Genomic DNA, 11,693 nt, shown 5'->3' on the forward strand with positions numbered 1-11,693 from the left:
GCGTACACGACAACGATGTGCTTTACCGGTTTGTGATCGATCTGCAGGCCGGTGCGCTGTAGGCGCTCGGAAAGCGAAAGCGATCTGATTGCCCGGCTCGCCCATGTTGTAGCGTGCACTCACGCCACCCAAGAATCCTCACATGTCTCCACGCACGACGCGACGCCAATTGCTGGGCGGTGCAGTCGCGCTAGGCCTGCTCGCACGCGTTCCCGCGGGCTGGGCGCTGCCGCCTGGACCGGGGCGCACGCCTGCTTTCATCGACGTCCTGATCGCGCGCATGAGCGTTGAAGAAAAAGCCGGCCAGCTCAGCTTGTTCAGCTCGGCGCAGCAAGATGGCAAAGCGGTCGTCGCCAACCCGCTCGCCCGCTCTGCGGATGGGGACGATCAGCTGGCTGCCGCCCGGGCCGGGCGGCTGACCGGGGTTTTCAATGGCTCTAATGTGCGCTGGCACCAGCAACTGCAGAAGGCAGCATTGCAAAGTCGGCTGCGCATTCCGTTGTTGTTCGCCGCCGATGTGATCCATGGCTACACCACCGTCTTTCCGGTACCGTTGGCCGAAGCGGCCAGCTTCGAACCAGAGCTGGCGCAGCGCACGGCGCGTGCAGCCGCCATGGAAGCCAGTGCCGTCGGCATCGATTGGACCTTCGCGCCGATGGTGGACATCGCCCGCGATGCACGCTGGGGCCGCGGTGTCGAGGGCGCTGGCGAGGACGTGCTGCTGGCACGGCGGTTCGCACAGGCGCGGGTGCGCGGCTTTCAGGGCGATGCGGGATTGGCCGATGCCGATGCGATGGCAGCCTGTCCAAAACATTTCGCCGCCTATGGCGCGGCCGAAGGCGGGCTGGATTACAACCGTGTGGATGTCTCCGAGCGGACTCTGCGCGAGGTCTACTTCCCGCCGTTTCAGGCCGCCTTCGCTGCCGGCGCGGTCACCACCATGGCCGCCTTCAACGAACTGTCGGGCGTTCCGGCAACGGCCAACGCATGGTTGCTGGATGGCGTGCTGCGGCGGGAGTGGGAGTACCAAGGCCTGGTCGTGTCCGACTTCAGCGCCGACCAGGAACTGGTGGCGCACGGCGTTGCAGCCGACGACCGCGAGGCAGCCAGGCTGGCCTTCATGGCCGGGGTGGACATCAGCATGGAAAGCAGCCTGTATCTGCGCTACCTGCCTGCCCTGGTTGCCGCAGGCGAGGTGCCGATGGCACGGCTGGATGCTTCGGTACGCCGCGTCCTGACCTTCAAGGCGGCGTTGGGGCTGTTCGACGATCCGTTCCGGCGCATCCGCCCCAGGCTCGCGCAGTCGCGTCAGCGCCGCGCCGAGACCTTGGCGCTGGCGCGCGAAGCGGCATGCAAATCGGTGGTGTTGCTGAAGAACGACGGCCAGTTGCTTCCCTTGCGACGCAGCGGCCAGCGCATTGCCCTGATCGGGCCGATGGCGCGCGACTGGCTCAATCACGCCGGGCCATGGAGCTTGTTCGACGAAGAAGACAACAGCAACACCCTGGCCGCTGCACTGTCGGGCGCGCTGCAGGACCCCGATGCGCTGCGCGTGGAAGACGGTTGTGGGTTCGATCACGCCCTGCCGGGCGGCATGCAGGCGGCAGTGGCGGCCGCCGGCGATGCCGATGTGGCGCTGCTGGCCATCGGTGAGCCGCTGAGCTATTCGGGCGAGGCGCAATCGCGCAGCGAGATCAGCATCCCCGACATACAGCAGCAATTGCTGGCTGCCGTGATCGCCACTGGTACGCCGGTGGTCGTGCTGCTGAGCACCGGCCGCGCACTCGCGCTGGAGGGGCCGGTGCTCAGCAGCGCGTCGATCCTGGTCAGCTGGTTCCTGGGTTCGGAGGCGAGCGGCGCTTTGGCCGACATCCTGTTCGGTACACATGCGCCATCGGGCCGCTTGCCGGTGAGTTTTCCGCACGCCGCAGGCCAGGTGCCCTACTTCTATGCCCACCCCGCCAGCGGCCGCCCCAACCCGCGGCCGGATGTCCTGGAGCCGTATAAAACGCACTACCGAACGGTGCCCAACACCGCACTGTTTCCTTTCGGCCACGGGTTGACCTATGGCCGCATCGAATACGCCGAGCTGCGCTTGAGCGATACGTCGATGACCGCGACCGGCAGCCTGCGCATCAGCGCGCGCATCCATAACCGCGGCACACACGATGCCGAAGAAGTGGCGCAGCTCTACATCCGCGACCGCAGCGCCAGCGTCACCCGCCCGGTGCGCGAGCTGAAGGATTTTCGCAAGCTTGCGGTGCCGGCAGGCAGCAGCGTGGAGGTGGAGTTCGTGCTGCGCCGTGAGGCGTTGTTGTTTATCGGCCAGGCCTTGAAACCAACCGTGGAGCCCGGCGTGTTCGATGTGTGGGTGGCGCCTTCTGCCGAAGCGTCGGGCGTATCGGCGAGTTTTGAATTGATGGGCTGAGTACGAACCGCCATCGGAATGGCTCAGCCGACGCCATCCGTCCACCGGCACGCGGCTGTACGACATGACGTACGAGACTCACGCACGGGCTGGCAGCAGCGTCTCGACTCACTCCCCGCGTAACACCTGCGCCAGAAACGGCGCAGTGCGGCTGGCGCGATGTTGCGCGACCACATCCGGCGTTCCGGCCACCACCACCGTACCGCCGGCACCGCCCGCGCCCGGGCCCATGTCCAGCACCCAATCGCTGCTGGCGGCCACGCGCATGTCGTGCTCGACCACGATCACCGTATTGCCGGCGTCCACCAGGCCTTGCAGCTGACGCATCAAGGTATCCACGTCGGCAGGGTGCAGGCCGGTGGTGGGCTCGTCCAGCACGTAGACGGTGTCGCGCCTTTGGGCGCGCTGCAGTTCGGTGGCCAACTTGATGCGCTGCGCTTCGCCTCCGGACAACTCGGTGGCCGGCTGGCCAAGGCGCAGATAGCCCAGCCCCACTTCACGCAACACCTGCAGCGGGCGCAGCACGCTGGCATCGTCGGCAAAGAAGGTGGCGGCCTGGTCCACCGTCATCTCCAGCACCTGCGCGATGGTGTGCCCGCGCAGTTCGATCTCCAGCGTCTTGGCGTTGTAGCGCGCGCCGTGGCAGGTCGGGCATGGCGCATAGACGCTGGGCATGAACAGCAGTTCCACCGACACCGAGCCCTCGCCTTCGCAGGTCGCGCAGCGGCCCTTGGCCACGTTGAAGGAGAATTGCCCTGGATCGTAGCGACGGCGGCGTGCGGTGGGGGTGGCCGCAAACAGCTTGCGTACCGGATCGAACAACCCGGTGTAGGTAGCCAGGTTGGAGCGCGGCGTGCGGCCGATCGGCTTTTGATCCACCCGCACCAGCCGCCGTACCTGATCGAGCCCGCCGACGATCGCCCCACCCAGCGGCACCTGCGTGCCGCGCTCCAGCGGTTCCAGCGCTTCGTCGTCCTCTGCCTGCGCTTGCCCAAGATGCGCGGCCAGCAATTCCACCAATGCCTGGCTCACCAACGACGACTTGCCCGAGCCGGACACGCCGGTGACCGTGCTAAACACACCCAGCGGCAGGTCCACATCCAGCGCGCGCACGTTGTTGCGGGTGATGCCGCGCAGCTGCAGCCAGCCGGTCGCAGTGCGCGCATGGCGCTGCACCGCCGGTGACGCGCCAAACAGATAACGTCGCGTGGACGATGCCTCCACCGCCTCCAGTCCCGCCGGCGGGCCGCTGTACAGCACCTTCCCGCCGTGGAGACCCGCCGCAGGGCCCACGTCGACGATCCAGTCGGCGTGGCGGATCACATCCACCTCATGCTCGACCACGAACACCGAATTACCCGCAGCCTTCAACTGGTCCAGCGCACCGAGCAGCGCCTGCGCATCGGCCGGGTGCAAGCCCGCCGATGGCTCGTCCATCACATACACCACGCCGAACAATTGCGAGCGGATCTGCGTGGCAAGCCGCAGGCGTTGCAGCTCGCCCGGCGACAGCGTGGGCGTGCTGCGCTCCAGGCTGAGATAGCCCAGGCCCAGTGCCTGCACCACGGCGATCCGCGCGCGCAGATCTGCCGCAATCCGTTGCGCGGCGATCACCTGTTCCGGGTGCTGCGCTGCGCCCCTCTTCTTCGCCTGTGGCCGCACATCGGCATCGGCCGCCGGGCGCAACAACTCGGCTACCTCATCCAGTGGCCTGCGCGACAGCTCGCCGATATCGAGCCCGGCAAAGGTTACCGACAGCGCCTCGCGCCGTAGCCGCTTGCCATCGCATTGCGGGCACAGCGTGCTGACCAGATAAGGCGCCACACGCTTTTTCATCTGCGCGCTCTGCGTAGTGGCAAAGGTGTGCAGCACATAACGACGTGCACTGGTAAAGGTGCCCATGTAGCTGGGCTCTTCCTTGCGTTTGAGTGCGCGCTTGACCTCGTCCAGGCCATAGCCGGCGTACACCGGCACCACCGGTTGCTCGTCGGTGTACAGAATCCAGTCGCGGGTTTTCTTGGGTAACTTGTGCCACGGCAGGTCCACATCGATGCCCAGCGTGGTCAGGATGTCGCGCTGGTTTTGCCCATGCCAGGCGCCCGGCCAGGCTGCCACGGCACGGTCGCGGATGCTCAGGTTGCGGTCCAGCACCATGGTGGCTTCGGTGGCGTCGTAGATGCGGCCCAGGCCGTGACAGGTCGGGCAGGCGCCGGCCGGCGTATTGGGCGAAAACCCGTCTGCATAGATGATGTCCTGCCCGGGCGGATAACTGCCCGCGCGCGAATACAGCATGCGCAGCGAGTTGGAGATGGTGGTAACGCTGCCCACCGACGAGCGCGCGCTCGGCGCGCCGCGCGCCTGCTGCAGGGCCACCGCCGGCGGCAGCCCATCGATGGCATCCACTTCCGGCACGCCCACCTGATCGATCAGGCGCCGCGCATAGGGCGAGATCGAATCCAGATAGCGGCGTTGCGCCTCGGCGAAGATGGTGCCGAACGCCAGCGACGATTTGCCCGAGCCGGACACGCCGGTGAACACCACCAGCGCATCGCGCGGGATGTCCACGTCTACATTCTTGAGGTTGTGCTCGCGCGCACCGCGCACACGCACCAGGCCGGAGGACGACGAGATTGCGTTGGACATGACCACCAGACCGACATTCGACAGCGCACTAGCCTAGCGCGGCGCGCATGCAGCCGATGTCAGTGTTAACCGCGAGTCCTGCGGCGCTTGAATCAACCAACTCGCTGATCGCCTTGGAATGCGACGATCGAGGGCGCGGTGCCCTCACCGCTTGTGGGTCAAGCCGTGAACCCGTCCCTGGGACCTGGGTGGCGGCATCCATGCCGCCATACGGTCCCGCAATCGGCGAGGACACCGCACCAGACACTTTTCTGGCTGCTTTACTGAAAACACCGACCATCTTGACTGGTCCTTGCGCGTCCACCGTCGCGGGACCTTACGCGGCATGGATGCCGCGTAAGAGCTTAAAGGGACGTACTTGCAGCGTGTCCCGCGATGGTGGGCGGGCAAGGGCCCTGCAGCAAACTCGCAGCGCCGAGGGCGCGGTGCCCTCACCGCTCGCGGGACACGCCGCAAGTACGTCCATGTAGGCTCGGTGCCGGCATCCATGCCGCCACACGGTCCCGCGAGCGGCGATGACACCGCACCAGAGAATTGGTCGGTCGCTTTAAAAAACTGCTGTTCGCGAGTTGCGGCTTGCTGGTGCGGGCCTCAGAACTGCAATGAGCTAGCGAGTCAGGAGCATCCCATGCATTGCTTGCAACCCTGCACACCGACCGTCCCGACTGGTCCTTGCCCGCCCCCGTCGCGGGACCTTACGCGGCATGGATGCCGCGTAAGAGCTTACAAGGATGTACTTGCAGCGTGTCCCGTGACGGTGGGCGGGCAAGGGCCCTGCCGCAAATTCGCGGCGTCGAGGGCGCGGTGCCCTCACCGCTAGCGGGACACGCCGCAAGTACGTCCATGTAGGCTCGGTGGCGGCATCCATGCCGCCACACGGTCCCGCAATCGGCGAGGACACCGCACCAGAGAGTTGGTCGGTCGCTTGAGAAGAAACTGGTGTTATCGCGAGTTGCGGTTTGCTGGTGCGGGCTACAGAACTGCAATGAGCTAGCGAGTCAGAAGCATCCCATGCATTGCTTGCAACCCTGCACACCGACCATCCCGACTGGCCCTTGCCCGCTCACCGTCGCGGGACCTTACGCGGCATGGATGCCGCGTAAGAGCTTACAAGGATGTACTTGCGGCGTGTCCCGTGACGGTGGGCGGGCAAGGGCCCTGCAGCAAACTCGCAGCGGCGAGGGCGCGGTGCCCTCACCGCACCAGAGAGTTGGTCGGTCGCTTGATAAGAACCTGGTGTTATCGCGAGTTGCGGCTTGCTGGTGCGGGCCACAGAACTGCAATGAGCTAGCGAGTCAGAAGCGTCCCATGCATTGCTTGCAACCCTGCACACCGACCATCCCGACTTGTCCTTGCCCGCGCACCGTCGCGGGACCTTACGCGGCATGGATGCCGAGTAAGAGCTTACAAGGACGTACTTGCAGCGTGTCCCGCGATGGTGGGCGGGCAAGGGCCCTGCAGCAAACTCGCAGCGGCGAGGACACCGCACCAGAGAGTTGGTCGGTCGCTTAATAAAAACTGGTGGTGCGGCATCGATGCCGCGTAAGCGCCTGGCGGGACGTACTTCCAGCGTGGCCCTACGATGGTGGGCGGGTAAGGCCCTGCAGCCAGGCCGCGGATCAGCCTCTCTACAGCCCGATCACCCCAACGCATGCGCCGACACCGGCTGCTCGCCGGTCTCGGCCAATGCCTGCATGCGTGTCACCACACCGGTGAACAACCGCGCTGTGGCGGCATCGCGCGTACGAAAGATGGCTTCCAGCTCGCCGTAGTACCACAGCGTGCCTTCGCGGCCGGCAGTGAACACACTGAAGATGTCCTGGCCCACGGCGGGGTTTTCCAGGTCCTGCACGATGCTGCGCGCGTTATAGAGCTTGTCGCAGCCGGACACCAGCAATGCGCGCTCCGGCGTCTTGCGCAGATGCTCCAGGTAGGCCAGCTTGCGCTCGCGCCAATCGCGCTTGCGTGCACGCTCGGTGTTGTCCACCTCGGCCTTGTCTTCGGCGGTCGCGTCGGTGCAGGCCATCACGATGTCGGCCACCGCATCGCCGAACTGCGCACGGATCGAGGCTTCGTGCCCGCCGCCGCAGTCCTCCACCACATCGTGCAGCAAGCCGGCGATCGCCTGCTCTTCATCGCCGCCGCATTCCAGTACCAGCGTGGACACGCCGAGCAAGTGGCTCAGGTACGGAATCTGCGTCCCCTTGCGCACCTGTCCGGCATGGGCGATGCGTGCGTAGTCCACGGCCAGGGCGTAACGTTCGGTGAGAGCGGTCATGGGGCGTCCGATGCGAGGGATGTCGCATTATCCCCGAGCCAGACCACACGCAGGGTGAGGATGCTGCGATGCGCAATTGGCTCAATGACGCGCCATTGCGGCCGATAGGATTAGGCTCGATCCACACCGCACGATTGTGTCTACGTCATGACCCAAGTTCCTGTTTGCAACGCCTGCCGCGATGGCCAAGCATTTCCCACCGCCATCACCATGGCTTTCCAGCCGATCGTCGATGTCGCCAGGCGCAGCATCTATGCCGGTGAGGCATTGGTGCGCGGCATCAATGGCGAGTCGGCCGGCAGCATCCTGGCCGCGGTGGATGAGCGCAACCGCTACGCCTTCGACCAGGCCTGCCGCATCAAGGCGATCGAATGCGCCGCGCAGATCGCGCTGCCGGCCTTGCTGTCGATCAACTTCATGCCCAATGCGGTCTACAACCCCGAGCACTGCCTGCGCGCCACGCTCTCGGCCACTGCGCAACATGGTTGGCCGCTCGATGCGATCATTTTCGAGGTCAGCGAGCAGGAACACCTCGCCGATCCGGCGCATCTGCTGGAGATCCTGCGCACCTACCAGGCGCGCGGCCTGAAGACCGCCATCGACGACTTCGGCGCCGGCTATGCCGGGCTCGGCCTGCTGGCCGACTTCCAGCCGGACCTGCTCAAGCTGGACATCGCACTGATCCGCGGCATCGACACCGACCGCAGCCGCCAGGCCATCGTGCGCCATGTCGCCCGCATGTGCGAGGAACTCGGCATCGCCGTCATTGCCGAAGGAATCGAACAAGCCGACGAATACCGCACCCTGCGCGACCTGGGCATTCACCTGCAACAAGGCTACCTGTTCGCCCGCCCGCAGATCGGAGCGCTACCGCAGGTGCAGTGGCCGGCGTAAGCGCTAACAACGCATGCGCATCCGCCAGGCCTGCGCGGCTGGCGCCCGGGATCGGCACGCGTAGACAGCGGTTCCGGCCGCGCCGCCCGCAGCACACCCTCTGATGACCGCCCGCTACGTCGTGTTGGCCACACTGGCTCCGCGTGCACGCGTGCGCGCCGGTCAATCACCCAATGACGCACGCTCAGAGCGACCAGCATCAAACGCAATCACCATGCAAGGCGCTCGCAAGGGACACCAAGCAGAGGCATGCGCTCTTACGATTCCCGATTCCCGATTCCCGATTCCCAGCGGCGCCTGGTAGCCCAACAGCGACTCCGCCAACCATCCAGCGCCGCCTTCATACATACCGCGGTATCGGCCCCAGCTGCGGCGTCTGGTCCGGTAGCTCCACTTCCACTTCATCTACGTAGCACCAGCCCCAGCCTTCGGGCGGGTCATAGCCCTCGATGATGGGATGGCCGGTGGCGTGGTAATGCGCCGTGGCGTGTTTGTGCGGCGAATCATCGCAGCAACCGACATGGCCGCAGCTTCGGCACAGGCGCAGATGCACCCAGGCACTGTCGATGGCAAGACACTCTTCACAGCCGCGCGCACTGGGCGTGACGTCTTCAATCTGCGTGGTGTGGGTGCAAGGGTGGCTCATGCGGTGGTCGACTCCTGATTGGCGCTGGCCAGTTCGGAAGCCGGCACCGGGTTGGCCTGATGGGCCAGGTATTGATGGATCTGCGCCACCACGGCGGCGCCCTCGCCCACGGCGGCAGCCACGCGCTTGACCGAGCCGGCACGCACATCGCCGATGGCGAACACGCCGGGGCGATTGGTCTCCAGCGGCAGACACGCAGGCACGCCATCGCCGCGCGCGGTCCCGGTAACGACAAAGCCGCGCTTGTCGGTCTGCACACACTCCTGCAGCCAACCGGTATTAGGGTCGGCACCGACGAACAAGAACAGGTGCCGCAACTCTACGCGCGTGGTTGCACCGTCATCGCGCGTTCGCAGCACCGCCGCCTGCAGCCCACGATCGTGGTCGCCTTCCAGCGCGGTCACTTCGGTGCCGGTATGCAATTGCACGTTGGGCAACGCGGCGATGCGCTCGATCAGGTATTGCGACATCGAGGCTTCCAGCCCCGTGCCGCGAATGATCAGGTGCAGCTCCTGCACGCGCGGCGCCAGAAACGCCACCGCCTGCCCTGCAGAATTGCCGCCGCCCACCAGGGCCACCACACCGCCCTCGCACAGGCGCGCTTCCACCGGCGAGGCCCAGTACGACACGCCATGGCCTTCGAAGCGCTCCAGTCCTTCAATTTCGGGGCGTCGATAACGCGCACCGGAGGCGATCACCACGGTGCTGGCCAACACCTGTTTGCCATCGGCCAGGTCCAGATGCAGCGCACCATCGTCGCGCCCGCATTCCAGCGTTGCCGCCTCGATCGGGATGGCCAACTCGGCACCGAATTTCAGCGCCTGGTTGTAGGCGCGGCCGGCCAGCGCCTGGCCGGAAATGCCGGTCGGAAAGCCCAGATAATTTTCGATGCGTGCCGACGCGCCGGCCTGGCCGCCGATGGCGCGCTGATCCATCACCAGCACCGACAAGCCTTCGGACGCGGCATACACCGCCGTCGCCAGACCCGCAGGGCCGGCGCCCACAATCGCAACGTCGTAGCGCTTGTCCGGGTCGATATCCGGCGTCATGCCCAGGCAATGCGCAGCTTCGGCATCGCTGGGCTGGCGCAGCACCCGGCCGCTGGGGCACACCATCACCGGCAGATCCTGCTCCTGGATGCCCAGCCGCTCGACCAGGGCGCGGCCCTCGGCATCGGACACATCCATCACCGTGTTGGGATAGCCGTTACGGGTCAGGAACCCCTGCAAACGGGTCAGATGCGGGTCGTCCGGCTCACCGATCAACACCGAGCCCGACGCATCGCCCTCGATCAGGCCGACCCGGCGCAGGATCAGCGCACGCATCACCACCTCGCCCACTTCGGCCGAGCTGATCATCAGCGCACGCAGATGCGCGGTGTCGAATGGCAGCGCCAGGCAGCCCTGCTGGCCGGCACGCCCAGCCGCCAGCGATGCGCGCCCGGCCAGCTGACTCACCTCACCGGTGAACTGGCCGGGCGTGTGCCGGGTAATCGGCTTTTCGTTGCCCAGCCCGTCGCGACGCACCACCTCGATGGCGCCTTCCAGCACCACCCAGACCGGGGCGTGCGCATCGCCGACTTCGAACACGATTTCGCCGGCCTCGAACCGCTGCGCCGGCCCGCTAGCGAAGCGCCGCGTGATTGCCAATTGGCCCGCGTCCAGCTCGGGAAACATCTGATGGTGACGGGTAGCGTCCAGAGGCATGGATCGGCAGCGTTTGAGGGGGGTGCATGCAAGCATGGCCAGTGGTGACGGCAATGGCAATCACCCGAAATGGGCAATGTCAGCCACGCCGGGCGCAACCTAGAGGCAAGCGCACGCGAGCGCAGGCCGCTATCAAAGTAACGTGTTTGTCGCCCTGCACCGGCCAGCGCCCAGCGGAGCGCCACCGGGCAAACGGACACAAGCGTGCACGTTACCGCTGCGTCGGCTGCCAATGCGGGCCGTGCTGGCCTGCCGCCATGCGCTCGGCCGGGCGCACGCGAAACACCACGCTCATGCGTTCGCCCACGGCCCGACTGGTCTTGGGAATGCCGTGCGTATGGGTCAGCTGCGAGGCATGGCTCATCGCCAACAGGCTGCCCGATGCCAGCTCCAAGGCAGTGGCCCGGCTACGGCCATCGTTTGCCCGCAGATTCATGCGCCTAGCAGCCCCCAGCGATAGCAGCGCGATGGGATATGGCGCAACCAGCGTGTGCAGTGCGTCGTGATGCATCGCCACGCTGTCGCGTCCATCGCGGTACAGATTCAAGCCCACCGCGTTGTACGGGGCGGGCACTACCGCCTGCACCGTCTCCAGCAGGCGTTGAAGCGGCAGGCCGGGCGGCAAGGCGTCGTCCAACCGGTAGGAGGCCAGCAAACGCGGCACCTCCACCACGCGGTCGTACATCTCACGCCGCTGGCTGTGCCAGTCGGCGCGCTCGCGCAGTGCCGCAAAGCACGCCAGCGCCAGTGCGGGTGTCAGCAGCTGCGGCCAATAGCGCACACCGCCTTCGGCATCGTCCAGCAACTGCAAGGGCGCGACGGGAGTGTCGAACAAATCCATCTGCGCCATATGCGGGCGCGTGTCCGAGATTTCAGCTGCGCGATGCGGGTATCCAGTGCGCCAACCCGACCAGTTCAGTTTCGTGCTGCGATAGATGCAGCCCGCATGTCGTTTACATCGCGTGCTCAGTTCTGGAAGTTGCCGCCTCGTTCCGTGCATCGCACCTCTACTGCCAAAGCCTTCGCTTGCGACCCGTCAAGCTGCGCTGACCAAGTTGTTGTTGCCGTTGCCGAGCACGTGGCGCACATCGTGTTGGC

The 11,693-nt window shown here is 66.0% G+C and carries 7 protein-coding genes; 2 read left to right on the forward strand and 5 right to left on the reverse strand.

Going from position 1 to position 11,693, the window contains the following annotated elements:
- Window positions 1-142: 142 nt before the first annotated feature.
- Window positions 143-2,428, forward strand: coding sequence for a glycoside hydrolase family 3 N-terminal domain-containing protein (locus FHY19_RS11405; protein WP_259166160.1), 2,286 nt, complete (start codon window positions 143-145; stop codon window positions 2,426-2,428).
- A gap of 108 nt (window positions 2,429-2,536) precedes the next feature.
- Here the strand turns inward: FHY19_RS11405 and FHY19_RS11410 are convergent, their stop codons facing one another.
- Both FHY19_RS11410 and FHY19_RS11415 read right to left on the reverse strand, forming a co-directional pair.
- Entirely contained in the window at window positions 2,537-5,071 is a 2,535-nt protein-coding gene (locus FHY19_RS11410; protein WP_259166161.1) for an excinuclease ABC subunit UvrA, read from the reverse strand.
- A 1,639-nt stretch (window positions 5,072-6,710) separates the two neighbouring features.
- Window positions 6,711-7,349, reverse strand: coding sequence for an HD domain-containing protein (locus tag FHY19_RS11415; protein ID WP_259166163.1), 639 nt, complete (start codon window positions 7,347-7,349; stop codon window positions 6,711-6,713).
- A 147-nt stretch (window positions 7,350-7,496) separates the two neighbouring features.
- Here FHY19_RS11415 and FHY19_RS11420 point away from each other — a divergent pair, with 147 nt between their 5' ends.
- On the forward strand, window positions 7,497-8,243 hold the full coding sequence (locus FHY19_RS11420) for an EAL domain-containing protein (protein WP_259166164.1): 747 nt from the start codon (window positions 7,497-7,499) through the stop codon (window positions 8,241-8,243).
- Between the two features lie 340 nt (window positions 8,244-8,583).
- On the opposite strand, the gene FHY19_RS11425 is transcribed toward FHY19_RS11420, so the two are convergent.
- The 3 genes from FHY19_RS11425 to FHY19_RS11435 all read right to left on the reverse strand — a co-directional run bounded on the left by FHY19_RS11425 (window position 8,584) and on the right by FHY19_RS11435 (window position 11,436).
- Window positions 8,584-8,889 carry a UBP-type zinc finger domain-containing protein gene (locus FHY19_RS11425; protein ID WP_259153168.1) on the reverse strand — a complete coding sequence of 102 codons (306 nt, stop codon included), beginning with the start codon at window positions 8,887-8,889 and terminating at the stop codon, window positions 8,584-8,586.
- Window positions 8,886-10,595 carry an FAD-dependent oxidoreductase gene (locus tag FHY19_RS11430; RefSeq protein WP_259166165.1) on the reverse strand — a complete coding sequence of 570 codons (1,710 nt, stop codon included), beginning with the start codon at window positions 10,593-10,595 and terminating at the stop codon, window positions 8,886-8,888. The genes FHY19_RS11425 and FHY19_RS11430 overlap by 4 nt, the downstream gene beginning before the upstream one ends.
- A gap of 211 nt (window positions 10,596-10,806) precedes the next feature.
- Complete coding sequence (locus FHY19_RS11435) at window positions 10,807-11,436, reverse strand: alpha-ketoglutarate-dependent dioxygenase AlkB (RefSeq protein ID WP_259166166.1); 630 nt, start codon at window positions 11,434-11,436, stop codon at window positions 10,807-10,809.
- Window positions 11,437-11,693: the final 257 nt, after the last annotated feature.

It is taken from the genome of Xanthomonas sp. 4461 (assembly GCF_024806475.1).
Lineage (GTDB): Bacteria > Pseudomonadota > Gammaproteobacteria > Xanthomonadales > Xanthomonadaceae > Xanthomonas > Xanthomonas arboricola_F.

Bases quoted from the DNA above. Each gene is read 5' to 3' on its own strand.
- FHY19_RS11405 (WP_259166160.1), top strand. From the start codon at position 143: ATGTCTCCACGCACGACGCGACGCCAATTGCTGGGCGGTGCAGTCGCG.
- FHY19_RS11410 (WP_259166161.1), bottom strand. From the start codon at position 5,071: ATGTCCAACGCAATCTCGTCGTCCTCCGGCCTGGTGCGTGTGCGCGGT.
- FHY19_RS11415 (WP_259166163.1), bottom strand. From the start codon at position 7,349: ATGACCGCTCTCACCGAACGTTACGCCCTGGCCGTGGACTACGCACGC.
- FHY19_RS11420 (WP_259166164.1), top strand. From the start codon at position 7,497: ATGACCCAAGTTCCTGTTTGCAACGCCTGCCGCGATGGCCAAGCATTT.
- FHY19_RS11425 (WP_259153168.1), bottom strand. From the start codon at position 8,889: ATGAGCCACCCTTGCACCCACACCACGCAGATTGAAGACGTCACGCCC.
- FHY19_RS11430 (WP_259166165.1), bottom strand. From the start codon at position 10,595: ATGCCTCTGGACGCTACCCGTCACCATCAGATGTTTCCCGAGCTGGAC.
- FHY19_RS11435 (WP_259166166.1), bottom strand. From the start codon at position 11,436: ATGGATTTGTTCGACACTCCCGTCGCGCCCTTGCAGTTGCTGGACGAT.